This window comes from Winogradskyella echinorum, from assembly GCF_014297365.1.
Taxonomy (GTDB): Bacteria; Bacteroidota; Bacteroidia; order Flavobacteriales; family Flavobacteriaceae; genus Winogradskyella; species Winogradskyella echinorum.
Genome location: NZ_JACOQD010000002.1, coordinates 205,177 through 230,955 on the forward strand (window position 1 = coordinate 205,177; position 25,779 = coordinate 230,955).

Annotated in this window: 23 protein-coding genes; 2 read left to right on the forward strand and 21 right to left on the reverse strand. The window is 33.6% G+C overall.

Annotated features, from left to right (window positions below; all coding sequences use genetic code 11):
• From H8K90_RS08115 to H8K90_RS08180, 14 genes are all read right to left on the reverse strand, one after another.
• Complete coding sequence (locus H8K90_RS08115) at positions 1–1,134, reverse strand: MBL fold metallo-hydrolase (protein WP_246457621.1); 1,134 nt, start codon at positions 1,132–1,134, stop codon at positions 1–3.
• Positions 1,124–3,013 (reverse strand): monovalent cation:proton antiporter-2 (CPA2) family protein, encoded by a 1,890-nt coding sequence (locus tag H8K90_RS08120; protein ID WP_186845464.1) that lies wholly within the window; start codon positions 3,011–3,013, stop codon positions 1,124–1,126. Before H8K90_RS08120 ends, H8K90_RS08115 begins: the two co-directional genes overlap by 11 nt.
• Positions 3,014–3,015: 2 nt before the next feature.
• Entirely contained in the window at positions 3,016–3,609 is a 594-nt protein-coding gene (gene kefF, locus H8K90_RS08125; RefSeq protein WP_186845465.1) for a glutathione-regulated potassium-efflux system oxidoreductase KefF, read from the reverse strand.
• 246 nt (positions 3,610–3,855) lie between these two features.
• Positions 3,856–4,212, reverse strand: coding sequence for a TetR/AcrR family transcriptional regulator (locus H8K90_RS16970; protein ID WP_246457623.1), 357 nt, complete (start codon positions 4,210–4,212; stop codon positions 3,856–3,858).
• Between the two features lie 10 nt (positions 4,213–4,222).
• Positions 4,223–5,641, reverse strand: coding sequence for an efflux transporter outer membrane subunit (locus H8K90_RS08135; RefSeq protein WP_186845466.1), 1,419 nt, complete (start codon positions 5,639–5,641; stop codon positions 4,223–4,225).
• A gap of 5 nt (positions 5,642–5,646) precedes the next feature.
• Positions 5,647–8,784 (reverse strand): efflux RND transporter permease subunit, encoded by a 3,138-nt coding sequence (locus H8K90_RS08140; protein WP_186845467.1) that lies wholly within the window; start codon positions 8,782–8,784, stop codon positions 5,647–5,649.
• Between the two features lie 25 nt (positions 8,785–8,809).
• On the reverse strand, positions 8,810–9,949 hold the full coding sequence (locus H8K90_RS08145) for an efflux RND transporter periplasmic adaptor subunit (RefSeq protein ID WP_186845468.1): 1,140 nt from the start codon (positions 9,947–9,949) through the stop codon (positions 8,810–8,812).
• 4 nt (positions 9,950–9,953) lie between these two features.
• A complete protein-coding gene (locus H8K90_RS08150; RefSeq protein ID WP_390622204.1) occupies positions 9,954–10,451 on the reverse strand; it encodes a GbsR/MarR family transcriptional regulator in 498 nt (165 codons plus the stop codon).
• Positions 10,452–10,596: 145 nt separating this feature from the next.
• Positions 10,597–11,397, reverse strand: coding sequence for an SDR family NAD(P)-dependent oxidoreductase (locus H8K90_RS08155; RefSeq protein WP_186845469.1), 801 nt, complete (start codon positions 11,395–11,397; stop codon positions 10,597–10,599).
• A gap of 125 nt (positions 11,398–11,522) precedes the next feature.
• Complete coding sequence (locus H8K90_RS08160) at positions 11,523–12,488, reverse strand: 2OG-Fe(II) oxygenase (protein ID WP_186845470.1); 966 nt, start codon at positions 12,486–12,488, stop codon at positions 11,523–11,525.
• A gap of 16 nt (positions 12,489–12,504) precedes the next feature.
• On the reverse strand, positions 12,505–13,353 hold the full coding sequence (locus tag H8K90_RS08165; RefSeq protein WP_186845471.1) for an enoyl-CoA hydratase/isomerase family protein: 849 nt from the start codon (positions 13,351–13,353) through the stop codon (positions 12,505–12,507).
• Between the two features lie 135 nt (positions 13,354–13,488).
• Positions 13,489–14,349 (reverse strand): AraC family transcriptional regulator, encoded by an 861-nt coding sequence (locus H8K90_RS08170; RefSeq protein WP_186845472.1) that lies wholly within the window; start codon positions 14,347–14,349, stop codon positions 13,489–13,491.
• Positions 14,350–14,450: 101 nt separating this feature from the next.
• Entirely contained in the window at positions 14,451–15,299 is an 849-nt protein-coding gene (locus H8K90_RS08175) for a DUF4437 domain-containing protein (RefSeq protein WP_186845473.1), read from the reverse strand.
• A 6-nt stretch (positions 15,300–15,305) separates the two neighbouring features.
• Entirely contained in the window at positions 15,306–15,980 is a 675-nt protein-coding gene (locus tag H8K90_RS08180; protein ID WP_186845474.1) for an NAD(P)H-dependent oxidoreductase, read from the reverse strand.
• A gap of 244 nt (positions 15,981–16,224) precedes the next feature.
• Here H8K90_RS08180 and H8K90_RS08185 point away from each other — a divergent pair, with 244 nt between their 5' ends.
• The gene (locus tag H8K90_RS08185) at positions 16,225–16,569 is read left to right on the forward strand and encodes a winged helix-turn-helix transcriptional regulator (protein ID WP_186845475.1); all 345 of its coding nucleotides are present in this window, start codon (positions 16,225–16,227) and stop codon (positions 16,567–16,569) included.
• Positions 16,570–16,582: 13 nt separating this feature from the next.
• Here the strand turns inward: H8K90_RS08185 and H8K90_RS08190 are convergent, their stop codons facing one another.
• The 4 genes from H8K90_RS08190 to H8K90_RS08205 all read right to left on the reverse strand — a co-directional run bounded on the left by H8K90_RS08190 (position 16,583) and on the right by H8K90_RS08205 (position 21,805).
• Positions 16,583–17,302 carry an NAD(P)-dependent oxidoreductase gene (locus H8K90_RS08190; RefSeq protein ID WP_186845476.1) on the reverse strand — a complete coding sequence of 240 codons (720 nt, stop codon included), beginning with the start codon at positions 17,300–17,302 and terminating at the stop codon, positions 16,583–16,585.
• Between the two features lie 67 nt (positions 17,303–17,369).
• Positions 17,370–18,428, reverse strand: coding sequence for a serine hydrolase domain-containing protein (locus H8K90_RS08195; protein WP_186845477.1), 1,059 nt, complete (start codon positions 18,426–18,428; stop codon positions 17,370–17,372).
• Positions 18,429–18,569: 141 nt separating this feature from the next.
• Positions 18,570–21,068, reverse strand: coding sequence for an ABC transporter permease (locus H8K90_RS08200; RefSeq protein ID WP_186846180.1), 2,499 nt, complete (start codon positions 21,066–21,068; stop codon positions 18,570–18,572).
• Between the two features lie 47 nt (positions 21,069–21,115).
• Entirely contained in the window at positions 21,116–21,805 is a 690-nt protein-coding gene (locus tag H8K90_RS08205) for an ABC transporter ATP-binding protein (RefSeq protein WP_186845478.1), read from the reverse strand.
• A 26-nt stretch (positions 21,806–21,831) separates the two neighbouring features.
• Here H8K90_RS08205 and H8K90_RS08210 point away from each other — a divergent pair, with 26 nt between their 5' ends.
• On the forward strand, positions 21,832–22,575 hold the full coding sequence (locus H8K90_RS08210) for an arylesterase (protein WP_186845479.1): 744 nt from the start codon (positions 21,832–21,834) through the stop codon (positions 22,573–22,575).
• Between the two features lie 8 nt (positions 22,576–22,583).
• Here the strand turns inward: H8K90_RS08210 and H8K90_RS08215 are convergent, their stop codons facing one another.
• From H8K90_RS08215 to H8K90_RS08225, 3 genes are all read right to left on the reverse strand, one after another.
• Positions 22,584–23,681, reverse strand: coding sequence for a type 1 glutamine amidotransferase domain-containing protein (locus H8K90_RS08215; RefSeq protein ID WP_186845480.1), 1,098 nt, complete (start codon positions 23,679–23,681; stop codon positions 22,584–22,586).
• A gap of 75 nt (positions 23,682–23,756) precedes the next feature.
• The gene (locus H8K90_RS08220; protein ID WP_186845481.1) at positions 23,757–24,620 is read right to left on the reverse strand and encodes an SDR family oxidoreductase; all 864 of its coding nucleotides are present in this window, start codon (positions 24,618–24,620) and stop codon (positions 23,757–23,759) included.
• A 2-nt stretch (positions 24,621–24,622) separates the two neighbouring features.
• Positions 24,623–25,750: a serine hydrolase domain-containing protein gene (locus tag H8K90_RS08225; RefSeq protein WP_186845482.1), complete on the reverse strand. Its 1,128-nt coding sequence runs from the start codon at positions 25,748–25,750 to the stop codon at positions 24,623–24,625.
• Positions 25,751–25,779 lie beyond the last annotated feature (29 nt).

Sequence of the window (25,779 nt, forward strand, 5' to 3'; positions counted from 1 at the left end):
TTATTGCCACCACGTTTTTGTATTGTAGGTACTATCTTTCGGAAAAATTTCATCACCTATTTTGGGTGTTACCATATTTACATTGAATTCTTTAGCAGTTTTAGTGAAACGCTCAATAGGATCTGTCCATGTATGCATAGCAAGTTTAAACGCTCCCCAATGTATAGGCATTACTTTTTTTGCTTTTACATCAATTCCTGCTTGAACGGTTTCTTCAGGAAACATATGAATCTCTGGCCACATTTCGTTGTATTGTCCGCATTCTATCATCGCAAAATCAAACGGACCGTACTTCTCTCCTATTTCTTTAAAATGATTCGCATAACCACTATCACCACTAAAGAAAATATTATCCTTTTTGGATTGAACAATCCAAGACGACCATAGTGTTTTTGCTCTATCTGTTAATCCGCGACCAGAAAAATGTTGCGCTGGTGCACATACTAGTTTTAATTCTTTAAACGTTGTTTCTTGCCACCAATCGAGCTCAGTAATTTTGGTATTATCTACTTCCCATTTTTGCAAATGTGCACCAACACCAAGCGGTGTAAAAAAATGTTCTACTTTATCTTTAAGTACTTTAATAGATTCATAATCTAAATGATCGTAATGATCGTGCGAAATAAGCACTGCGTCAATTTTGGGTAATTGTTCAATAGTAATAGGTAGATCTTCATTAAAACGTTTACCGCCTAACATTGGATGTGGCGCAGGAACATTACCTAACATTGGGTCTATTAAAATGGTTTTTCCTTCGGTTTGTAGTAAAAATGTAGAATGGCCAAACCAAACTAACCGCGTATCTCCTTTGTAATTTACAATGTTTAACGAATCGATTTTTGCTAAAGGTAAATCATGATCTGGCTTTGTATTTGGTTGACTTTTAAAAAATCCTATTAAGGCTTTACCCATGTCCTTAAGGCTCATATCGAGCTTTACATCGTTAGTGTTTTTAAATACACCCTCTTTATAGTTTTTTGAAGTTTTATAGGTTGCAATAGCTTCATCCGAAGCTTTTCCTCCAAATTGAGGACTAAATTGTATAAATAATACTGCAACTAAAGCGATTGCAGCTATAATTATTACGATGCTTAACACCATACGTTTTAAAATTTTTAAAAGTTTACGTTTCATTAGATTTTTCTAATTGTTTTCTAATGTGCTCACTATCCCAATGATTATCAAAATCTACTATACCACGTTTAAAGTCTTCTTCTAGTGATTTTTCTTGTTGTTCTATTTCTTTTCGGGCCTTAAACACATAGTCTTCTTCGCGTTTAGGTTCAGCAGCCAATCGTCTTAAACTGGCTTCATCGTACTTAATAAAATTCTGTACTTGCCGATTTAATGTATATTTTCTAAAACCTAACTTATGTAGTGCATCACTTGCCAATGCTAAGGACGTATCTAGAGTTTCACGGTAGATATTATTTACATCCAGGTTTAAGAGTTCATAAGCATCGTATCTATTTTTAGTACGTACCATTAGTTCTACGTGTGGATATTTTTCCTTCACAATTTTTGTTATAGCTTTTGCTACCGCTATTTTATTTGTAGCACAAATGAGCAATTTAGCGTCTGCAATACCTGCAGATTCTAATAAATCTAATCTTGTGGCATCTCCATAATATACTTCAAACCCCATTTTACGTAAAAAGTCCACTCGATTAGAATCAAAATCTAGAATCGTAGCTTCTACTCCGTGCGAACGCATAAAACGCCCAACCGTACTTCCAAAATGACCAAATCCTACAAGAATCACTTTTTGTGATTTAGCAATATGATCCATAGGTCTTTTTATAAACTCTTTAGTGCCTACTTTTGGTAAAATAAATCGCTCATTAATCATACCCAAAATTGGTGTTAAGGACATACTTAAAGCTGTAATTACTAATAGAATGTCCATTTGCTCTTGCTCTAATATATTAAGCCCGAATGCAAAAGACAGCAATACAAATGCAAATTCACCAATTTGCGACAAATTAAAAGTGAGCAATAATTTCTGGTCTAATTTTAATTTAAACATATGACCTACTACAAAAAGTACAATTGCTTTTAATACAATAACTGCTATAAGTATTCCGCCTATAGTTAATGGGTTTTTGGCAATGACTATAAAGTTAATGGAAGCACCAACTGCCATAAAAAATAGTCCTAATAGCAAGTTCTTAAAAGGTTCTAAGGTACTTTCTAATTCGTGTTTAAATTCACTATTAGACAAAACCACTCCACCTAAAAAAGCACCTAACGCAGGACTAATACCTACAAATTCCATTAAATATGATATCGCAAACACAATTAGAAATGCAGCGGCAATCAGTAATTCGCGCACTCCAGTTTTGGCCACCTTTCGTAACATTGGAACAATTAAATAACGTCCAGCAACAACAATTAAAGCAACAGAAATTATAATTGCCAACGTTTGAAATCCTAAAGGTAAACTTTCCAATAAGCTAAGATCCTCTGAATGGTCTAAGGTTGCAGTATCGTTATTAGAATTAGACATTAAAGGTAAAACACCAAGCATAAAAATAACGATGATGTCTTGAAATAGTAATATAGAAAAGGATGACGTGCCAGAAGTGGTTTCCATCATTCCTTTTTCTTTTATAGTTTGCATTGCAATAGCCGTAGAAGATAGTGATACTGCCATAGCTATAACTAGTGCAACAATGGAATCATAACCTAGTAAAACGAATAAACCATAGGTCAATAACATGGTAAGACCAACTTGTAATCCTCCCATTCCTAAAATGGTTTTACGCATTTTCCAGAAATTTTTTGGTTCAATTTCTAAACCAATTAAAAAGAGCATCATTACCACTCCAAATTCTGCAAAATGTAAAATATCTTCACCTTCTTCACCAATAAATCCTAATACGTATGGACCTATTAAAATACCAGCTAATAGATAACCAATAACAGAACTTAGGCCAACACGCTTTGCTAACGAAACACAAATTATAGCTCCTGCTAAAAAGACTATGGCTTCAAAAAGTAAATTTCCTGTCATAATTAATTAGAGAGTATAGGTAAATCGTTAACAAAAAAACAATTGGTCAAAGCGTCTTGTTTAAAATCTGATTTTAAAATATCTAAAAGTACTTCATATTGATTTGCATAGTTTTCTAAATCTTCATCAGATAAGGTATGCGTTCCCATAACGGCAAATGGTGGTAAATAATGCATGCCACATAATTTAGCGGTTTGCTCAAACGGTCTTAAAAACTGATTCACTGTAAAACTGTTGTAACCTTCAGAACAATATACGTCTCTTGTACCACCAGTTGTAATAACATTCATAACTGTTTTTCCTTCTAGAGCTTTACCTTCTGGTCCATAGGCCCAATTAAATTCTAATACCATATCCTGCCATTGTTTTAAAATTGCAGGACTACTATACCAATAAAAAGGATGGTGCCAAATAATAACATCGTGTTGCTCTAGCAATTCTTGTTCTTTATTTACATCGATATGAAAATTTGGATATTGCTCATACAAATCGTGAAAAGTTATATGGCTTTCATCCTTTAAACGCTCTATTAAAGCTAAATTCGCTCTAGATTTTTCAAATTTTGGATGCGCAAATATGATAAGTATCTTTTTCATTAAACTAATTTAATCAAAATAAGTGTTAGTGTAGTTGTTAGCAATTATTCCTTTTAAGTTATAAACTACTAAATGTTTAATTAAGCTGTTTTTTGTTTAACTATCAAATAGATTATTGTTTTTAAATATGAGTTGATCTCTTCTATAAAAATAGATTCTAACGACTAGCTCCAAGTTAACATCATTTCTAATATGATTTAAATCTTGGGCTTGTTTTAATAAACTATATATTATTGAACTAGCTAATTATTCACTAAAAGACTTAAAAATAGTATTGGCCTTAGGATAATACTTTTCTAAACCAAAAAGAAAAGAGGGTTTAAAGTATTTTAGATACTCAAACCCTCTCTGGTAAATTAATATAACACTCAAAATAGGGTCTTTACCATTGCTATTAATCAACCTATTTATATCTTCTTTATACTTATTAATTAAAATTTGAATACTACTAGCAACTAAATCTTCTTTGTTTTTGAAAAAAGTATGAATTGTTTTCTTTGAAATACCAAGTTCGTTTGGTAACTCATCTAGAGTGACATGTTTACTGCCATACTGAGTAAATTTTGCAATAGAATGCTCTAACAATTCTTCTTTGGTAATCATGGTTTTTATATTATTTCCATCCGCCTCCAAGTGCTTCATAAAGATTTACTACAGAAACTAATTGCTGTAGCTTACTATCTATTATATTTAATTCTGCACTTAATGCACTTTCTCTTGCAGTAAGTAAGTCTAAATAGTTGGCATAACCATTTTTAAGTAATTCTTCGGAGTTAGCTTCGGCAGCACGTAAGGCTTCAACTTCATTTTTCCTAAACTCAAACTTTTTAACTTCAGACTCATAACTAAAAAGTGCATCAGATACTTCGCTACCTGCAACTAGTAAAGTTTTTTGAAATTCTAACAAGGCTTGCTCTTGTATTGATATAGCCACTTCTTTTTGGGTTTTAAGCTTTCGTTGATTAAATAGAGGTTGTGTTAATCCACCCACTAAATTTGCAAATAAAGAGTTGGTATTAATTAAATTATCTAATTCTAAACTTTCGAGACCACCAGAAGCCGTTAATGTTAATGATGGATACAAATTACTTTTTGCAACATTTGTCAGTTCAAACGACTGAATTAAACCGTACTCTGCGGCTATTACGTCTGGTCGATTACGCAATAAGGTTGCAGGTATTCCAAGTTTAATGTCTTGTTCAATACTCTGAATATCTAGAGTACTCCTGTCAAAATGTTGAGGTGACTTTCCTAATAAAATACTTAGTATGTTTTCGGTTTTAAAGATAGCAGTTTCAATATCTACTTGTAAAGCCTTTGCACTATTATATTGCGCAATATTTTGGTCTACTGCTACCTGTGTTACTTGACCGGCATCCTTTAAAGCTTTAATTGTTCTAACACTGCTATCTCTAGTTATAATGGTTTCCTTAGTCACCTCTAATTGTGCATCTAATGCGAGTAAGTTATAATATGTATTAGCAATATTAGATACCAACTGTGTTTTAACCGCCTGATGTCCTGCTACACTTTGCATATAAGCTGCTTGAGTTGCCCTTTTATTACTTCTTATTTTTCCCCAAATATCAGCTTCCCAAGATAGATTTGCTGTAATATCGTAGGTGTCAATGGCGCCATTAAAAAGTGAACCGAATTGGCTATTTTCTGACAATTCTTGGTGTGTTGCATTGGCTCCAATATTCACTGACGGTAAATAACCAGCTTTGCCTTGTTTTGCATAGGCTTCTGCAGCAATTATTTGCTGAAGTGCTATACGAATATCCATATTATTTTGCAGACCTTCTTCTATATATTTCTGAAGGTATTGGTCTGTAAATAATGTTTTCCAAGACACATCTGCAATCGAAATACTGTCCGTTGGCAAATTTTCTGTTCTATAAAGTGCTTCCGTTTCGGAATTCAAATCTGGTCGTACATAATCTTTTGCCACGAAACAACTTTGCAATGTTATGGCAACAATTAGCATTAACGCACCTTTACTAAAATTTTTATATTTTAAAATTGATTTCATCTTAATTAGTCTTCAATAGTTTGTATTACTGATTTATTAGAAACTTTTTCTTGTAACCACTGAAATAATATAAATAGGATAGGAATAACGAAGACTCCTAAAATAGTTCCGATTAACATGCCTCCTGCGGCTCCAGTACCAATAGAATTATTACCTTCTGCTCCAACACCTTTGGCTAACACTAATGGCATTAACCCTAAAATAAAGGCAAAAGAGGTCATTAAAATTGGACGTAATCTTGCTTTTGCACCATGAATAGCAGCACCTACAATACTTTCACCATTTTTTCGTCTTTGTAATGCAAACTCTACAATAAGGATGGCATTTTTAGCCAATAAACCAATAAGCATAATTAAGGCAATTTGAAAATAGATGTTATTTTCTAAGCCAAAAAACTTCGTGCTTATATAGGCTCCAAATACTCCAAATGGCAATGATAATACAACTGCAAAAGGCAATAAATAACTTTCGTATTGTGCACTTAATAAGAAGTACACAAACAGAATACTTAAAATAAATATGAAAGTAGTTTGGTTGCCTGCATTAACCTCTTCTCGTGTTAAACCGGAATAGGCAACAGTATAATTACTTGGCAATTTTGCTACCTCTTCTTCAATCACCCTAATGGCATCACCTGTACTAAATCCATCATTTGTAGCACCAGTTATACTCGTAGAATTAAACAAGTTGAAACGTGTCACCGATTGTGGACCATATACTCGCTTAAGGGTTACAAACTGCGTAATGGGTGTCATTTCTCCAGAATCGGTTCTAACATACATACTGTTTAAAGCACTTTCATCAGCTCTATCTTCTGGTAAAGCTTGTACGTACACTCTAAATTGCTTCCCAAATTTTGAAAAATCTGATGCGTAAACACCACCAATATATCCTTGCAAGGTTGAAAAAATACTGGTTACTGAAACACCTTTTTCTTTTGCTAAAGGTACATTTACCTCCATTTCATATTGTGGGTAATTGGTGTTAAAGGCAGATTGTGCATACTTAATTTCCGGATGACTCATTAAAGCCATAGCAAAATCTTTATTTGCCTGATCTAAATCGGTAAACTCACCTCCAAACTTATCTAATAAATTAATCTCAAACCCTGAAGAGTTACCAAAACCACGAATACTTGGTGGTGAGAAAAAGATAATATTAGCATCAGGAATCGTTGCTGCAATACCAAATAATTGTCCAATTATGGCTTGTGAAGACAATGATGGGTCTTCACGTTTGCTCCAATCGTCAAGCTGAAAAAAACCAATACTATAATTACTACCTGCTCCACTAATTAAACTTCTTCCTTTAATAAAAGAGACGTTTACAACTCCTGGTAATTCATTTGTTTTTGCATACAACTCTTTAGCTACTGCGTTTGTTCGGTCTAAAGATGCTCCTGCTGGCAATTCTATATTAGCAAAAATAATTCCTCTATCTTCATTTGGCACAAACCCGGTTGGTGTTGTTTTTGCTGCCCAATAAATTCCAATTCCTGCAATTATTAGTAATAAAACAGAAACAAATTTTCTTTTGTATAAAAACTGAAGTGATTTTCCGTATCTGTTAATAGTTGCATTAAAGCCACGGTTGAATAATGTGTAGAATCGTTTTAATGGACTTTTCCCTTTTAATTCTTCATCTTCTTTATGGGTTTTTAATAATAAAGCACATAATGCAGGGCTTAATGTTAATGCGTTTACTGCTGAAATTAAAATAGCTATGATTAAAGTTACACCAAATTGCTCGTAAAACACACCTGTTGGACCCGTAATAAATGTTACAGGAATAAATACAGCTGCCATTACTAAAGTAATAGATATAATAGCTCCTGAAATTTCGTTCATGGCAGTAAGTGTTGCTTTTTTAGGATTTTTTTCACCTTCATCCATTTTGGCATGAACTGCTTCTACAACCACAATAGCATCATCTACCACGATACCTATGGCGAGAACTAACGCAAATAGCGTTAATAGGTTTATGGAATAACCAAAAACACCAAGAAAAAAGAAAGTACCAATAATAGAAACCGGAACTGCAATTGCAGGAATTAGTGTAGAACGGAAATCTTGTAAGAAGATAAACACTACTAAAAATACAAGCAAAAAGGCTTCTAATAAAGTGCTAATAACTTTTTCAATAGATGCATTTAAAAATAAACTGGTGTCATAAGGTATGGAAATATGTAATCCTTCCGGAAGGTCTTTTTCAACATCACCAAACGTGGTTTTAATGTTTTCAATAATTTCTTGTGCGTTTGATCCTTTGGTTTGAAAAATACCCATAAACACTGCAGGCTTACCCAATGTCATTGCGTTAGAAGCGTAGGATTGTGCATCTAACTCTATAGTTGCCACATCGTTCAATCTCAAAAATTCGCCATTTCCTAATGCTTTAATAACGATATCTCCATACTGTTTTTCTTCTTTAAAACGTCCACTATATGTTAATACATATGAAAATGACTCTCCATTATTTTCTCCTAAAGCTCCTGCTGCAGCTTCTAAATTTTGCTCTTGTAAAGCAGCTGAAATATCTGAAGGAATTAAATTGTAAGCAGCTAATTTATCTGGTTTTAACCAAATACGCATCGCGTAATCTTGCTGAGAAAATACACTAACATCTCCAACACCATTAATACGTTGAACTGCAGGGATTACGTTTATTTTTAAATAATTCTGAATAAATGTAGCATCATAATCTTCATTTTCAGAATACATTGAAATAAACATTAAAGCACTCGTTTCTTGCTTTTGTGTCGTTACTCCTGTTTGAATTACCTCTTGTGGCAATAATGGATTTGCTCTTGCTACACGGTTTTGCACGTTTACAGCTGCAATATCTGCATCTATTTCTTGATTAAAATAGACTGTGATTTCCGCAGTTCCGTTGTTTGAAGCTGTAGAAGTTATATAGGTCATTCCTTCTACTCCATTGATTTGTTCTTCAATAGGAATGATAACGCTCTCTAAAACCGTTTCGGCATTTGCTCCTGTATAATTAGCAGATACCTTAATTGTTGGAGGTGCAATATCTGGATATTCTTCTATTGGTAAGGAAGTTATACTGATAACTCCTAGTATAACTATGATAATAGAAATTACTGTTGAAAGCACTGGTCTTTCAATAAATGTTTTTAACATGACAAATAAATTGTTAGCTGATTATTTAATTTCTGAATAAGGTTGCTACAGGTTTTATAGCATCTTTAAAAGTTGTTTCTTGAGGTGAAATAGCCATTCCGTTTCTAAGTTTACTCACACCAGAAACAACGATCTTATCATTGGTTGTTATACCCGCTTCAACCACATATAAGTTATCTACCGTGCCTTTAACTTCTATAATAGATGTAACAACTTTATTATCTTCACCAAGTTTAAAAATCATAATGTTTCCTTGCTGTTCAAAAGTTGCAGATTGCGGAACAACGATAGCATCTTTATATTCTATCGGAAATCTTATTTTTCCACTATTTCCATTGGTTAAAATTTCGTTTGGATTATCGAATACTGCGCGTATCTGTATGGTTCCTGTACTTTGATTTATTTGACCAGTACTGGTTTGTATACGTCCCTTTTTAGAATATTCTTTACCATTAGCTAAAATTAAAGTTAAATCTGGCGAATTTTTTATGCGCTCTGCTTTGTTTTGACCTTCTGAACGTTGCAAATGATCTATATATTGAGCCTCGTTAAAACTAAAAAAGGCATATACTTCATCAATTTGACTAACTGTTGTTAATGGTGTAGCATCACTTGGACTAATTAAAGCACCTTCTCTAAAATTTATTGCTCCAACAAAACCATCAATTGGACTTTTAATTGTAGCATAACCAATATTTGCAGTAACACCGCTATAGTTTGCTTTAGCTTGAGCCAAATTGGCTTTAGCAGTTTCTAATTGTACCGGGCTAATAATGTTTTTTTCTACTAAAGGAATTAATTTATCGACCTCAACTTGTGCTACATTTACCTGTGCTTTTGCTGCACCTGCATCTTGGCTTAACGATTGTGTTTCAAGTTTAAAAAGCACTTGTCCTTTACGTACTTTTTGCCCTTCGTCTACATATACTTTTTCTATATATCCAGAGGTTTTAGCTCTTACATCACTATTCACTCTACCTTCTATAGTTGTTGGATATTCTGTAAAACCTGTAACAGTTTTTGTTTGTAATTGAGCAACAGGAAAAGGTAAAGCTTGTTGCTGCTGTACTGTAACTGCTTGCGTATTCTCATTATTATCACAACTAACCAGGACTAGAAAAACACTAGCTATGGTTAATATTGAAACTATATTATTTGTTTTCATTATTTTATAAGTTGAATTTATTATTAATTAGGTTTTCTTTTAGTTCTTTCATTGATGCAGAAGCACTTGAAATAAATTTGAGATAATTGTTATGAAATGTTAGATCGAATTTCTCGTCTTCGTCTGTAATATGTTCGTTTATAGCTTCTTTATAAGCTTTTATTTCAAGATGTAGTACCTCGACAGTTTCCCATTCTTCAATCATATTATCAATATGATTTAATACCGAATCTTTATTAATGACAAAATACTTTTTACGGTCGCCTGTTTTGGTGAAGTATTCTATTTTTTTTAAGTCTTGTAAGTGGTTTAAATGGGTAGAAATGGTGCTTTTACTTGCGCACAATACCTCTACCATTTCATCAAAAGTTGCACCTCGTTTTCCTGTTAAAATCACGTAAGCCATTATACGCGCTGCAACAGGTGCTAAACCATCTTTACTTTCTAAATGCACACCTAGTTTTTCAACTAAGCGCATTTTTTCTTTACATATAGTGTCCATCAGTCTTAATTATGTCATTGCTTTTCAACAAAAAAAATTAATAGTCTAATAAAATTTCTATGCAAATATATATATTAGTTCGTAACAAACCGAACTAAACGAAGTTAAAATGTTGTTAATAGTTTTCAGAAAATTATTAATGAACTTAAAACAGTGTTAAAAGCTTATTTGTGTCCTTAATTAAAGCAGATATCTTTTGCGCATCATAAGCATCTGGATGTACATTATTATAACTTCCTCTGTCATTATCAAAGTAGTGTGCAGACATATTTGAATGAATTGAATCTAGTGCTAAAGAATACAAAATATCCACACCTTTTTCAGCAGGCGACCAATGTTGCCCATAGGCTTCTTTTGCCATTTTTGTATTTAACAAAGAACCAGGATTTACAGCTATTGTTACTATATTTGGATGACTTTTAGCAAAGTTGAATGACCACATAGTTAACGCCAATTTACTCTGCGCATAGCTTTCGCTATCATTTACAGTAGCATCTCCAGTTAAAACCCCTTTTTGAACCGTAGATTGTGCTGCTGAACTTAAATTTATAATTCTGGTTTTTGAACCTTTTTCTAAAACAGAAATAATATTCTCTGTTAAAACGTAAGGCGCCAAATAATTCACTGTCATTCTTATATCTAAACTGTCTTTAGTCTTGCTTGAATTGGTTTTGTAAATTCCTGCGTTGTTGATAAGAATATCTAGCTTTTCAACTTCATTTTTAATTTGTTCTGCCATTTGTTTCACGGCTTTTAAATCTGAAAAATCAGCTACAAAACCATTGATGTTCTTATTGTTTGAAGCGCCTTTTAATTCATCGATGACTTTAGTTACTTTAACTTCACTTCGACCGTGAATATAAATTTTGTGCCCATCTTTGGCCAATTTTAAAGCGGTTAGTTTACCGATGCCGTCTGTACTTCCTGTTATTAATATGGTTTTCATTATTTTTATTTTTTGTTGAAATGTCAGTTCGAGAGATGTTCTCGATACTTTTTTCTTCAGAATGTATTCTGAAGTAACATCACTCAAACTGACGTTCCTAAATCATTTGTAAAGTATTCTAATTTTTAAAATGGTGCAATAGTATCTTTAGATCCATCTGGTAAACTCCAGCGTTGACGAGCTGTAACACTTTCTAATGCCATATCTTTAATGGTACTAACACTGCCTATATTACCATAGCTGCTTTGGTTTCCTCGTGGTATTTGCATACGGTCTCCATACAACCAAACTACTAAATTACTGCGCTGTCCGCTAGTAATTGGGTGTGTTGCGTGAGGTACATTACCTCTGTGAATGATGGCTTTACCAGGTTCAAACTTTGTTTGTACTGTTTTACCTGAAGCTTTATCATAGAAATCTACAATGGATCCTGTAAATGCTTCATCTGGTAAGTTAATGTTTATATTCAACGTAGCTGATGATGCATCGGTATGTGCATGCAGATCTTTGTCTTTATCTGGATTATATTGTATAGAAAACCCAAATGTTTGGTTATCATAACCATAAGTTCCTAATAATAATCGTGCAATCGGACGCATATATCTGTCCATGATAGCATTATAGAATGCTTGGAAACTTGGTGCAGCAAAATGCCCTTCAGAACGAGGATCTAACATCATTCCATAACGATTTAATTGAATTCCGTAAGGCGCACGTTTTGGAATTTCTGAATTTACCGCATCTTCTAGATACTTACGAAAATCGGCTAAACGCTCTAAATCAAAAAACTGTGTTTCGTAAACACCAGGAATAATTTCTTCCCATAAATCGGCAACAGCAGTTTCTTTTTCTGGGTTTTCCCAAGCGTCGTTTATAGCTTTACGTAATTTAGGGTCAAGTAAAGATTCGTCTGGTAGTAATAAATGGTCTTTATTTTCTAGTTCCCACTCAGCCCAAGCAGACTCTAATAATTTGCGGTTATCGTTCCAAAATTTTGAAACTGATGGATCGCGTCTTAATGATAATTCTCTTGATGGTACTTCTATAGCACGAGCTTCTGTAAGTGCATTTGTATTTGTTATTGTTTTCATAATTTCTAATCTTTTTTTATAATTGAATTTCCTGCAGATCCATTAACATAGACTCCCAATTCTTTTGATTGTCATGATCGAATTGCGCACCATTTTCATCTGCAATTGTAAAACGTTTAATTGCTGGTGTTTTACTGGTTGCTTGAAATAACTGGTACGCTTCTTCCTTTAAAGCGTCTTTAATTGGTAAATCGATAGAGGCATAAACGGCACGTTTACAAGCTTCAATAGATTCTGCTGGGAATTTAGAAATACGTTCTGCTAAAGCATCTACATAAGGTCCAATATCGTCAGCATCTAAAGCTTTATTGATCGTTCCGAAATTTTCAGCTTCGTCTGCATCCCAATCTCTTGCTCCCAAAATGATTTCTAATGCTTTACCAAGTCCTGCTTGTCTTGCCATACGAGAAGCTCCTCCTCCACAAGGTAAAATTCCCATACCAACTTCCATTTGCATGAATTTGGCTTTTCCTCTTGCTGCAAATCGCATGTCTAATGCTAATGCCATTTCGTGTCCTCCACCACGAGCAAAACCTTCAATTTTTGCGATTGTTGCTTGTGGTACATTACTTAATCGTTCTAAAACCGATTGTAAGTCTAACAATTGTACTTCATTTCTTGGTACAGCTTCCGTAGACATGTCTCTAAGTAAATTAGTATCGTAATGACAAACCCAATAGCCAGGATTTGATGATTGAAAAACGACTACTTTTACACTTCTATCACGTTCTAAACGTAAACACAAACTACTTAAGTCTGCTAGCATTTCTTGTCCTTGTACGTTTACTGGTCCAAAGTTGATATCAACCGTTAAAATTGCTCCATTTTGTTTTGCTGTAAATGTTTGAAAATTTTTGTAATCCATGATTTCTATTGTTTTAAGTTAATACTGTATTTGTTGTTGTGTTATAATTACAGTACAAACTTACTTAAGACATCAAGGCTATTTTTGGTAGAAAACAATGTGTTATTAGTAAAAAACAAGGTTTGTAGTAAAAACCTAAGCTAAATTGGCTTTAAAGTCACTTAAACTGATGCCTTTATAGGTTTTAAAAATTTTATTTAAGTGGCTAGAATCTGTAAAACCAAGCTCTAAAGCTATTTCAGAATCTTGTGCATCTGTATACTTTAATCGTGTTTCTACCGACTTTAATTTATAATTAAGGATGTATTTTTTTAAAGGCACATCGGTATGTTTTTTAAAATACTCACTAATATAATTGTCTGCCATATGAAATTCTTCAGCTAGACTTTTAGTGCTTAATACTTCGGGATTATAGATATTAGAGTGAATAAAGTTTATGATTTGCTGAATTTTTGAAGATTTTACCTCTTTGATAGTTTCAGCATTTATATACTGAATATTTCTAGCGATTAAATGCAATATAACTGATAGTGAGTTTTGAATGATAAAAAGATCATTGGATTGCTTGTTTAAATATTCCGTAGCTACCATGTTTACTAAGGAGATCAAATGCGCTCTATCTGAAGTGGTTTCAAATTGCATTTCGCGTAGTTGATGACTTTCACTATTTAAAATTTCTTCAATTTTACGAAACCAATCATTAACAGGAAACGTTGCATTTTGTGAAGATGTATTTCTAAAAAAGCTCTTTAAAAATTTAATAGCTGTTACAGTTGTGGGTGTTTCAGCTTGTATAATATAAACGTCATCAGGAATAAATACGAAGATACTATTGTCTGCATAAGGCACAGTTTTTCCGTTAATTTTTATAGTTCCTTGGCCTTTTTCTATATAAACTATTTCGAAAAAACGTATTGTTGTGTATTGACAAAATGTGAAAAATGTTTCGTCTTTATATTTCTGAATTACGATGTTTTCGAGAATAGTTCTTGCCATAATAGTTACTATAATTAGTGTAATTAAAATAGAAGAAGCCACCTAATAAAGTGACTTCTTCCTGCTATTAATCAATATTTAGGGTTATTGCGTAACATTGTTTATTCTGTTTTAGTCACTTCGAATTCACCATTAGTCCTCGTATAAATAACAGCTTCTTCATCATCTTTTACAGTAATTGTTTGTGTGGTATCTTTTTTGGCTCCAAAATAACTTCCTGCTTCTAGTAAATTTATGTGCTTATTATCCTTCACTTGATGTGCTATAGTGCCTTTAATAACGATAGCTCTAAAATTATCACTAAGGTTTTTAATTTCACCTTTATAGCCAGCTGGTAATTTAACAAGTGTTGAACGTAATTCTTTATCCTGATGATTTCCCCATAAAAACGCAGTTTCCACATTACTTTCATCAGTAACCCAAGTAATATCATTAGCATTTAACCAAACGAGATTGTTTTTATCTACATTAACTGGTCGTTCGCCATTATCAAAAGCTTCTTCAGTTGGTTTAACCAAATATGGACCTTCTTGGATTTCTATGTATGCCAAATTATCTTCAGCATCTGCAGCTGTAATATGAGCTTCGCCAGCTGGTTGAGCCCAAAAAGAGCCTGCTGGCAACCATTGTTTTTCGGCATTTTCATCATCATTATGCAATAAGCCTTTAATTACGACACCTCGATATGTTACATTATGAATGTGTGGTGGTGACGAAAAACCTTTTTTAAATTTTACCAAGAATCCAGATGCTAACGTATCTGTTCGGTCTCCCCAAAGTTTTCCTGCAACTGGACTTTTATCACCTCTCAACGGATTTAACCAACCCCATTCTATTTGGTCTGTTGTAACGACTTCGTTTTTGGATTTTGTGTGGTCTGTTGTTGGTGTTTGTGCAATTGTATTAACACTAGCTACCAATCCAATTAATATAGTAATAAACGTTTTCATTGCTTGTTATTTCCAAGTTACTATATCTTCTAATGGACGTCTCGATTTTGGGAATTCTGGATCTGCTTTTCTGTAACCAAAAGCAGCCATAAATGATAACCCGTATTTGTCTGTATCTACTCCGAATTTTTCTCTTAATAATGCTTCTGCTTGTTCTTGATGAAACCCTTCAATTGGGCACGAATCAATTCCTGCTAAAGCTGCCGCTGTCATCATATTACCAAGGGCAATGTATGTTTGCTTAGATGACCAATCGAATAATTTTTTATCGGAATCTAAATTAAAATCGCGCTCTTGAAACTCTCTATAGAATTTTGAATACATTTCAATGACATCCTCTGGCATTTGCTTGACGTCCTTCATCATATGTTCAATGTATGCTGCATCGTGCTTTACCATTGGTGCTTTCATGCTTAAACCTAATACAAAATGACTTGCAGTGTCTAATTTTAATGGTGCTCCCCAAGCTACAGGTTTTAAAAGTTCGCGTAATTCTTTGTCTTGTACAACAACAAAATGCCAAGGTTCAAATCCAAAAGAACTTGGTGATAAGTTGGCTGTTTTCAGGATAAAATTAATCTGTTCGTCTGTTAATGTTTTTGACGCGTCAAATTCTTTTGTTGCATGTCTGTAATTAAATGCGTTTAAAATGTCTTCTTGTGCAATGTTTGGCGTATTCATTATTATATTTTTCTATTTAAATTTATTGTACTATCAAAAGTATAGTGACAAAAGTATGTATAGTGTTTAAAACTAACAATAACGGTCAAAAATGATAGTATACTTTTATGACGATAAAATATGCAGTAAGGTCAGTAAAAACAAGACTTTTTAAAAATTGTTAAAATTACTATAAAAAGTATAGTTGTGTAATTTAGTATAGTATCATACCTTTGTATAAAAATTATATTTAAATAGTTGTTTTATGTATAAATTCAAAGGGAAAGAATATCCATGTTGTGCTAGCCTAACAATGGGTGTCATTGGAGGTAAATGGAAGACTGTAATTTTATTTCATTTACGAGATAAAACGCTTCGATATAATGAACTGAGGAAAGAAATGCCATCAGTAACTGAACGGACTCTTAGCTTACAACTAAAAACATTAGAGGAAGATGGTATTATAAAAAGAAAAGTGTACACCTCTAAGCCTCCTTTAAAAGTAGAATATTCATTGACTGATTTTGGCAAAACCTTAATACCTGTTGTACAATCTATAGCAGATTGGGGCGTTTCGGTTGTTGAAGAAAAATATGAAATGATTGATTGATAAAATCTTGATGTTATTTACTATAAATCACTGGCATCTGCCCTTTCCATTTGTTCCATAAATTGTCATCAGTAATTAAACGCTCCATAAAGTGCGCTACATTGATACGGCTTACTTTACCTGCATTAAAAATAGCGCTACGTGTTGGTGATGGGTGAATCTCATAAGGTGTTACCTTGTCTTCATTAATTAAGCCATCTGGTCTTACAGCAGTCCATTCTATATAGGTATCATTTTGTCCAATTTGTGTACGTAAATAGTCTGCTGCTTTTTCGTTATCTACATGAGGTGGTAACAACAAACGCAGTATACCAATAACACATTTTTGGGCAAAGGAAATAGATTCGTTTAAATCACGATTGCGATTGCCTGTGGTGTTCATTAAAACAAACTTTATTGTGCTTTTTGGATGATTCGCTTTTATAGCATCGCATAAACGTCGCGTAGCATCTGTAACTAATCGTCTTGGTTTGCCATAGATGCCTTTAAACGTTAGGTTATGACCAAGGCATGACGCTACAGCATCACAGTCGCTAACAATAGTACGCATTTCTGCATCGCTTAAGTCTAAAACACTTGCTGTGATAATCTGTAAATTGTCGTTAGTTTTCCAAGATAGAGGTAATTTTTCTGGTGATCTTACAATAACTTTCACTTTCTGATTTTGAACAAGCAATTGCTCTACTAATTTACTTCCTGTGGCACCACTTGCTCCTACTACTAAGACTGTCATGTTGATTTTTTTTGATTGATTTATGTATTTTAATGACGATAAGCTTAAACGATTGTTTCACAGTGCATTATAAATCTTTTGCCTTACGTAAAATCTTTACAACGCGACTATGCGTTATTTCTAATAAATTCCATTGGTAGCCTTCAAAGTCTGTAGTATTCATAAATTGAATAACAACTGCATCAATATCTTTATGGTATTCTGCCATACATTGGTAGCCTGGAGCTAATCCTCCATGATTAAACTCATAAAGCGAACTGTAGAGTTCCATTTCTTTTTCATTGAGTAATGTGCCATCGTTTAGAGCTCTTAAAAAGATACCAACATCTTCTGCAGTAGCTATCATCATACCGTTATTCTCGTTTTTAAAGTCTTCGTCAATGCCAACATAATAACCGCTCATAACATCATCCAGATTTTTTACTTCATCTAAAGAACCATAGGTATTTTTTAGTCCAAGAGGATTTAAAATTTTGGTTTTAAAATACTCTTGACGAGAACCTCCTGTAACTTGCTCAATAATTCTTGAAAGCAATAAATAATTGGTGTTAGAATAGCCATAATCTTCGTTAGGTTCAAAGTTGGCTGGTAAATCGAGTGCATATTTAAGCACGTCGATATTGGTGTTGGGTTGGTTTTTCCAAAAGTCTGGATTATCCGTAAAATTAGGAATACCACTTCTGTGTTGCACCAGCATTCGCAACGAAATCTTGTCTGTATTTTCAATTCTTCCTACGAGGTCTGGGAAATAATCCGCTACTGTTTCATCTAAAGAAATATGATTCTCATTGGCTAGTTTAGTGATAGCAACGGCGACATACAGCTTGCTAATACTCGCAATTTTGAATAAGGCATTTGGTTTGGCTGGTATTTTCTCTTCTTTATTATGATAGCCGGCTGTATAAAAGGCTGGTGGTTTTCCGGCTTCATCTACATAAACAATGACACCATCAAAACCATAACCCAAGGTTTGGTCCACTTGCTCTTGAACCGTATTTGGTAATGGCAGTATCCATGCTTTAACTAAAATCCATGGAACAAACCATAAGGATATAAATGTCCCAACAAATAATACAATTCTGAAAACCTGTTTGCCTTTTGATGTCTTCTTTTTGTTGTTTTTCATTTTTAGATGGTGTACTAATGTCAATTATAGTACAAATATCTTTTAGGTTAAAACAATAACAAATTATGACTTACCGAACTGTAAAATATTAGGGATGAATTGGTTAAATTATCTTTTTATAAGTATATAATAGAGTTATTGTTAAACCTCACGTCGTAATACTTCCAAAGGAGAACTTTGTAACACACCTCGAATATTGCTGAGTCCAATGCCTAAAACCAAAAGCGAAATAACAGGTAAAAACACTAAAAATGGAATAACAGAAGGTACAAACGGTTCGTTAAACACAAAAACAGCTAACAACATGGCACTTAGTAATGCCAAAATAATTCCAACTAAACTTCCAATGAGACCTAATAATACGTATTCTAAAGCCGAAATTTTGAGAATTTGCTTGTTTTTAGCGCCTAAGGTTCTTAGTAAAACACTTTCTTTAATTCGCTGATATTTACTGGTTCTTACAGAACCAATTAAAACGATAATACCAGTTAAAATACTAAAGAATGCCATAAAATTGATGATCCAAGTCACTTTGCTCAATATATCCTCAACAATAGAATAAACTTGTCTTAAATCTATAACTGTTACATTAGGATAATTTGCCACCACATTGCGTTGCAAATCGGCTGAACTGACTTCATTTGGCGCGTTTGTGGTTAAGACATTAAACTGTGGTGCGTTTTCTAAAACACCTTTTGGGAAGACAATAGAAAAATTAAGCTGTAATTGTCCCCAATCTACCATACGAATACTGCCAACAACGGTTTCCATAAGTACACCTTGCACATTAAATACAATAGGATCGCCTACTTTTACTTGGGCATCTTCAGCAAGATTGTGTGAAATAGAAATTGGTATCACGTCACCAGATGCTACTTTTGGTGTCCACTCCCCTTCTAGAATTTCTTCGGAAGCAATTAGACTATCTCGATATGTCGTTCTGAATTCATGATTATAAACCCAACGCCTTATATGCACAGTACTATCTTGTTCTGCAACATTAGAAACTAAGCCTTTAACGCTATGAATACGCATGGTTACTAAAGGAATATCATCTATAACGTCTAAATTATTATCTGTAATGGTTTTACTAATAGCAACACCTTGTTCTGGTTGTACATCTAATAAAATAATATTGGCAGATTGTGCCGTATTACCAACTTCGGTTTTAGACAGCAAAATATCTTTGGTGAAATATAACGTACTAATTAAAAATGTTCCTAAACCTATAGCTACTATTAACACCAAAGTCTGATTATTTGGTCTAAACAGGTTTAATAAACTCTGACGTGTCGTATAACCCAACGATTTTGGAAACCACACTTTTATCATTCGCATAGTTAATTTTGCTATTCCAGCGAGTATGGCAAAGGTTATGAGTACACCAACTACAAAAGCAATGGCATAAGGCACATGTCTCAGTAACCAATAGGAGAACAAAAACAAGAATAAAATAATAGCACCAAAAACAGCAAACCTAGCTAATTTGGGTTGTATAGCATTGTTATCATCACTAATACGTAACGCTGAAAGCGGAGATACATACCATGTGTTTAATAAGGACAATAATGCAAACAATACAGCCATTAAAAACCCAAGAACAATACCCATTAAAATTGGTTGTGCTGTAATGGATACAGTAACATCAAAAGGCAAAAATTCCTTTAAGATATACGGAAATGATTCTTGAATACCAATACCAATAAGGCCACCAATACAACCTCCTATAATACCAATTCCAGCAATTTGAATGAGGTAAATTAAAAAACTTTGACGTCTTGAAGCACCTAAACATTTTAAAACCGCAATATGCCTCAGCTTTTCCCTAATATAGATATGAACCGAACTTGCAATACCAACACAACCTAAAAGCAATGCAATAAATGCCACAAGATTTAAGAACTTGCCCATATTTTCATAACGACGACCTAAACGTCTGCTCGTACTTGTATGCGTATCTAAATCTGCATTCTCAGCATCAAGCATGGGTTCTAACACGTCTTCTAATTGCTCCAAATCTGTTTGTGCATCAGCTTTATAATAGTATTGGTATTCTTTTCGACTTCCAAATTGGAGCAATTCGGTTTTTGGCACCAAACCATAAGGTATAACAACAGGTGGAGCCACAGAAGACATTACTGCAGAGCTACCAGGTAAACTGTTTAATGCGCCAATAATTGGTAAGGTTAACTGCCCAACTTTAATGGAATCTCCTGGTACAATATTGTATTGCAGCATTAAAGTGGCATCAACCAAAGCCCCTTGATCTTCTTGATATGTCGTTGTAGCATCCTCTGGTTGGGTTTTCATTTTACCATAAATAGGAAATGTACCTTCCAGTCCTCTAACACGAACCAACTTTGTGCCTCCATTTTTTGGAAAGGCAATCATCGATACAAAATTGACTTCGGTAGCCACAGGTTTTAAAGAATCGATAATGGCTTGCGCACGTTCATTTGGAGTTTCGTTAATATCAATAAGATAATCGGCTCCCATTAAAGACTTGGATTGTTGTTGAATGTTATCCTGTAGATTATCTCTGAATAACTGAATGGATACCACAGCAGCAATGCCTAATACAATGGATGCCATAAATAATACTAAGCGCACGCGACTAGCCTTAGCATCTCTCCATGCCATCTTAAAGAGCCATGGCAAATTAGTTTTTGATGTTAATTGTTGTGAATTCAATGTGCAGCAGTAGGTTGATTAGTTATTATTTTTCCACCTTTTAATCGAAGGATTTGTTGGGTACGGTTTGCTAAATCTAAATCGTGAGACACAATAACCAAAGTTGTATTAGAAGCTTTATTTAAATCGAATAACAACTTAATCACTTTTTCTCCGGTTTCCTCATCCAGATTACCAGTTGGCTCATCAGCAAATAAAATAGAAGGTGAATTAGAAAATGCTCTCGCTAAAGCCACGCGTTGCTGCTCACCACCAGAAAGTTGTGACGGATAATGATGAAAACGGTCAGCTAATCCAACCTGTTCTAAGAGTTCCATACCACGTTTTGAAGCATGCTTTGCACCTTGAAGTTCTAGCGGAACACTAACATTTTCTAATGCTGTAAGTGTTGGTAATAACTGAAAGTTTTGAAAAATAAAACCCACTTCTTTATTTCGTAATTGGGCACGTTCATCTTCACTTAAGGTGTTAAGATCGTAGCCGCACAACTCAACACTTCCTGCATTTGGAGTGTCTAATCCAGCACAGATGCCCAATAAAGTGGTTTTTCCACTACCTGAAGGTCCAATAATAGAAAAGGTCTGCCCTTTTTCCACATCAAAACTAATATTTTGTAATACTGTTAATTGTTTGTTACCGCTTGTATATGTTTTTTCAAGACCATTAATCTTTAATATCTTTGACATAAATAGTTTAATTTATTGCTTCATTTATGAATAAGGCTCAAAATAATCAATTGGTTTCAATTCTTATTAATTCTCTATCGCTTAAATTCTTAAAGTTTTGTTATTTTATGATGCTTTGCCTATTCTTAGCATCTTGTGGTGATGATAATAAAAAACAAAACACAGAGAATAGTAATGCCATAGTTACTGAAGAAGCCGAAAACACCAATTCTTCAGCAACTAAAACAATTCTCTTTTTTGGTGACAGCATTACAGCAGGTTATGGTTTAGACACAACTGATGATGCTTATCCAGGAGTCGTTCAGCAAAAGATAGATTCACTCGACATGAATTATACAGTTGTTAATTCTGGTGTTAGTGGTGAAACTTCTGCAGGTGGTAGAAGTCGGATTGGCTGGATATTGAATCAAGATATAGAAATTTTCCTTTTAGAATTAGGTGCTAATGATGGTTTGCGTGGTGTGCCTCTATCTGAAACACGAAACAATTTACAAGCCATTATAGATTCGGTAAAGAAAAAAGATTCAAGTATAAAAATCATATTAGCAGGTATGGAACTGCCACCAAATATGGGTCAGGATTATACTTCCGAATTTAGAAAAATGTATGCAAAACTGGCCGAAATTAACGAGCTAGTATTTATTCCTTTTATTCTAAAAGATGTTGGAGGTATTGCTGAACTCAATCAAAATGACGGCATTCATCCTACTATTGAAGGTCATAAAATTATTGCCAATACTGTTTGGGAATATTTGAAGCCATTATTTTAAGATAAACATTAGAGATTTTTATCAAAGTCTTTCGCATACGACGCTAATTTTAAAATATCATAAAACTTTATAAGATCTCCTTGTATAACTGAAATTGCACTATGATTTACTAATAATTCTCTAGAAATTGACTGCTTTTTATTTTTAGCAATTTGTTTAATTAATTTTTTAGAGTAGTCTAATCCTTCTGTTTCAAACGCATATAATACTTTAACTGCGTTTTCTTCTGGAGTTATAGTTCTTGGTTTTGGGATATATCCTATTTGCTTTATCATCGCTTCTGCTAATACCCAAACTGACCATGGATTTTGACCCGTAATTAAATTGTTATCATGACTTATTTTTTCGAGATACATTCTGCCTTCATTAAATTCGGCTCCTTGGGCAATCAATTTATCTTGCAATAGGAAAGGAAATATGGATTTTGCTTTCGGAATTAATAACAATTCTTCTTTATTGGTAAAGCCACTTACTTGCCTATTTTTTAAGAACGATTGCCCATCTTCTAAGGTTACATTCACTAATGCGGCAGGTCCATGACAAACTGCTCCAATTACTTTATTTGAATTGTGCACCTCTTTTACAATTGATTGAATATATTTATTATTTGGAAAATCGAACATGGCTCCTTTGCCACCAACAAAATAAACAGCTTGGTAATCTTTCGGTTTAACAGCTTTTAAGGGTATTGTATTGTCTGTCTTAGATTGTGCGATTACATCATTTAAAAAGGCGTAATCAAAAATTCCCATGTCATCATCATCTAAAACAACAGGAGGTTTACCACCTAATGGACTTGCAATATCTACATCGAAACCGTTGGCTTTAAAAACATAGTACGCACGTGCCAATTCTGTTAGTTCATAGCCAGTGCTTTTGCCACTAGTTCCCATAGAATCAATACTCGTAACAACCGCAAGAATCTTTCCGCGATATGCTGGAATATCATGATTAATATATGCTATATCAGATGCTTGAGCATTAATTAATGTATCATCTGTTGGTGGTAAAAGACTAGCAATATAGACACCTACACAAATTAGTACTGTTACAACAATGGTTATTGTTGTTAGTATCCATTTAATAATTCGGTATTTTTTAAACATGTTATTTTTAATTGATTTATAATATTGAGACGTTTAATAATAAATTTTGCTACAGTTAATAGTAGAATAAAATGATTATTTTAAATGCTCTCTAAAGAAGTAGTACAATCGCTTTGTACCAAATCTAGGAGCGATATTGTCTTCTGCCATTAAGGTTAAAAAGAACTCTATAGGTCCATAGGTTTTGGACGATGTAAATGTGCGAAAACACCAAATTATAAAACGTCTGATCCAATCTGGCAGGTGAATAATTTTTATAGGTTTTTCTAATGCCTCTAATGCCATCTCACCTATTTCGTTCAATGTAAATACGTCTGGCCCACCAACGATAATTTCATTACGAGTCGATTTAATTGCTTGCAAACATATTATCGCTAAATCTTCGCCATGAATAGGATTAAATTTTTGTTCTCCATTTCCGAAAAGATATATTTTTCCTTTTCTGGCCATGTCTAAAAAGTCTTTCATATCTGAAAAAAAACCATTCGGACGTATTACACAATAATCTAATCCTGAGTTTTTTAACGCATCTACAAACTTCTCTTTAGCTTCGAAAATCTTTAGATGTCTATATTTATGGCCATTAATAGCAGAGACATATATAAACTTTTTTACACCTGCTTTTTTTGCTTCGTTTAGGAGGTTAAGATTTGCCTTATAATCTACATCCATATACGTTAAACCCTCTTTTTGTCTCGTAATACCAACGGTAGAAATGACCGTTGTAACTCCTTCGCAAATGCCTATTAATGTGTCTGGTTTTGTGACTTCTGCTTCAATAATTTTAACCTTTTTATTTTCTAAAGTTTGAAGCTTCTTAATCGATCTTGCAATAAGTTTAGTATTGAATTTGTCTTCTACTAAAGCTTTAGCAATATAACTGCCCAAGTAACCTGTAGCTCCGGCAAGTAATACAGTTTGGGATCTATTATTGTTCATTTTTAACTTTCGTTTTCTATTATTTTAAGTATTTCGTATACCAGTTTCAAGGCACTTTTAGAAGCTTCCAATTGATTTAAAGTTCCAGATATATAAGTGTCTAACTGTGGACAATACCATAGAAAAGCAGCTGTGCTTCCTGAATGTCCAATCAGTTGTAAGTCTGAGTTTGAATCGGCTAAATCTTTAAACGAGACCTTTCTTACACCAAATCCATAGGTCATACCTTTTGTTTCGTATGTCCAATTTTGCATGGCTAAACGGGTTGCTTTGGTTACAACGGTATCGTTATTATAAGCCTTAAGAAATGCAATTAAGTCTTTGGTTGTTGAAACTAATCCACCACCACCCCAATCAGCACTTAAACTTTTAAGCGATGATAACTTTATGTCACCTACATAAAACTCAGCCATTGCATGTGTGGTTTCTACAGGTGCTGATTTTAAGTTGATGTAGGAGTCATTCATATTTAATGGCTTGAAAATATATTGCAGTAAGAACTGATGGAACGATAAACCACTAACATTTTCTATTATCAGTGCTAAAAGCACATACTCTGTATCTGTGTAATGATAGCTCGTTCCAGGACCAAAATGTGGCATCATTTTTTGTTTTGCAAACTGAATCATTTCTTCGGCAGACCATGACTTATGAGCGTTAAATAATAACTGATTAATAATATTAGGACTTTCATCTGTAGTTTGGTCTGTAAAATAATCTGGTAACCCTGAAGTATGCTGCAACAAGTGTTTAATGGTAAGGTCTTTTGAATAATCTACACCATTTAAAACGTGAATATTATTCATTAAGGATTCAGGTAAATATTTGGCAATTTTGTCTTCAAATCTTAGTTTGTTGCTATCTTTTAAAATCCCAATGGCTGTGGCTGTAAACATTTTAGTAACACTAGCTGTATAAAATGGGCTATTGATATTAATACTATCTTCTTTACTTTTGGCAAGTTGCATATCAATATTTTGAGATTCAGAATACACATGTAGCAAACCACTTTTAATATATTCTTTTTCTAATTCGGCAGTAAATAACTTCTGTATTTCTTCAACTTTAGTTTGTTGACAATAACCGAAACATCCTGTTATTAGAATTATTATTAAGTAATTGATTTTCATTATATTAAAATACTTTATTTGAATTAATT

Bases quoted from the DNA above. Each gene is read 5' to 3' on its own strand.
- H8K90_RS08175 (WP_186845473.1), bottom strand. From the start codon at position 15,299: ATGAAAACGTTTATTACTATATTAATTGGATTGGTAGCTAGTGTTAAT.
- kefF (WP_186845465.1), bottom strand. From the start codon at position 3,609: ATGAAAAAGATACTTATCATATTTGCGCATCCAAAATTTGAAAAATCT.
- H8K90_RS08160 (WP_186845470.1), bottom strand. From the start codon at position 12,488: ATGAAAACAATAACAAATACAAATGCACTTACAGAAGCTCGTGCTATA.
- H8K90_RS08205 (WP_186845478.1), bottom strand. From the start codon at position 21,805: ATGTCAAAGATATTAAAGATTAATGGTCTTGAAAAAACATATACAAGC.
- H8K90_RS08200 (WP_186846180.1), bottom strand. From the start codon at position 21,068: ATGGCATGGAGAGATGCTAAGGCTAGTCGCGTGCGCTTAGTATTATTT.
- H8K90_RS08135 (WP_186845466.1), bottom strand. From the start codon at position 5,641: ATGAAATCAATTTTAAAATATAAAAATTTTAGTAAAGGTGCGTTAATG.
- H8K90_RS08195 (WP_186845477.1), bottom strand. From the start codon at position 18,428: ATGAAAAACAACAAAAAGAAGACATCAAAAGGCAAACAGGTTTTCAGA.
- H8K90_RS08225 (WP_186845482.1), bottom strand. From the start codon at position 25,750: ATGAAAATCAATTACTTAATAATAATTCTAATAACAGGATGTTTCGGT.
- H8K90_RS08185 (WP_186845475.1), top strand. From the start codon at position 16,225: ATGTATAAATTCAAAGGGAAAGAATATCCATGTTGTGCTAGCCTAACA.
- H8K90_RS08145 (WP_186845468.1), bottom strand. From the start codon at position 9,949: ATGAAAACAAATAATATAGTTTCAATATTAACCATAGCTAGTGTTTTT.
- H8K90_RS16970 (WP_246457623.1), bottom strand. From the start codon at position 4,212: ATGATTACCAAAGAAGAATTGTTAGAGCATTCTATTGCAAAATTTACT.
- H8K90_RS08115 (WP_246457621.1), bottom strand. From the start codon at position 1,134: ATGAAACGTAAACTTTTAAAAATTTTAAAACGTATGGTGTTAAGCATC.
- H8K90_RS08165 (WP_186845471.1), bottom strand. From the start codon at position 13,353: ATGGATTACAAAAATTTTCAAACATTTACAGCAAAACAAAATGGAGCA.
- H8K90_RS08150 (WP_390622204.1), bottom strand. From the start codon at position 10,451: ATGGACACTATATGTAAAGAAAAAATGCGCTTAGTTGAAAAACTAGGT.
- H8K90_RS08190 (WP_186845476.1), bottom strand. From the start codon at position 17,302: ATGACAGTCTTAGTAGTAGGAGCAAGTGGTGCCACAGGAAGTAAATTA.
- H8K90_RS08210 (WP_186845479.1), top strand. From the start codon at position 21,832: ATGAATAAGGCTCAAAATAATCAATTGGTTTCAATTCTTATTAATTCT.
- H8K90_RS08170 (WP_186845472.1), bottom strand. From the start codon at position 14,349: ATGGCAAGAACTATTCTCGAAAACATCGTAATTCAGAAATATAAAGAC.
- H8K90_RS08215 (WP_186845480.1), bottom strand. From the start codon at position 23,681: ATGTTTAAAAAATACCGAATTATTAAATGGATACTAACAACAATAACC.
- H8K90_RS08120 (WP_186845464.1), bottom strand. From the start codon at position 3,013: ATGACAGGAAATTTACTTTTTGAAGCCATAGTCTTTTTAGCAGGAGCT.
- H8K90_RS08180 (WP_186845474.1), bottom strand. From the start codon at position 15,980: ATGAATACGCCAAACATTGCACAAGAAGACATTTTAAACGCATTTAAT.
- H8K90_RS08140 (WP_186845467.1), bottom strand. From the start codon at position 8,784: ATGTTAAAAACATTTATTGAAAGACCAGTGCTTTCAACAGTAATTTCT.
- H8K90_RS08220 (WP_186845481.1), bottom strand. From the start codon at position 24,620: ATGAACAATAATAGATCCCAAACTGTATTACTTGCCGGAGCTACAGGT.
- H8K90_RS08155 (WP_186845469.1), bottom strand. From the start codon at position 11,397: ATGAAAACCATATTAATAACAGGAAGTACAGACGGCATCGGTAAACTA.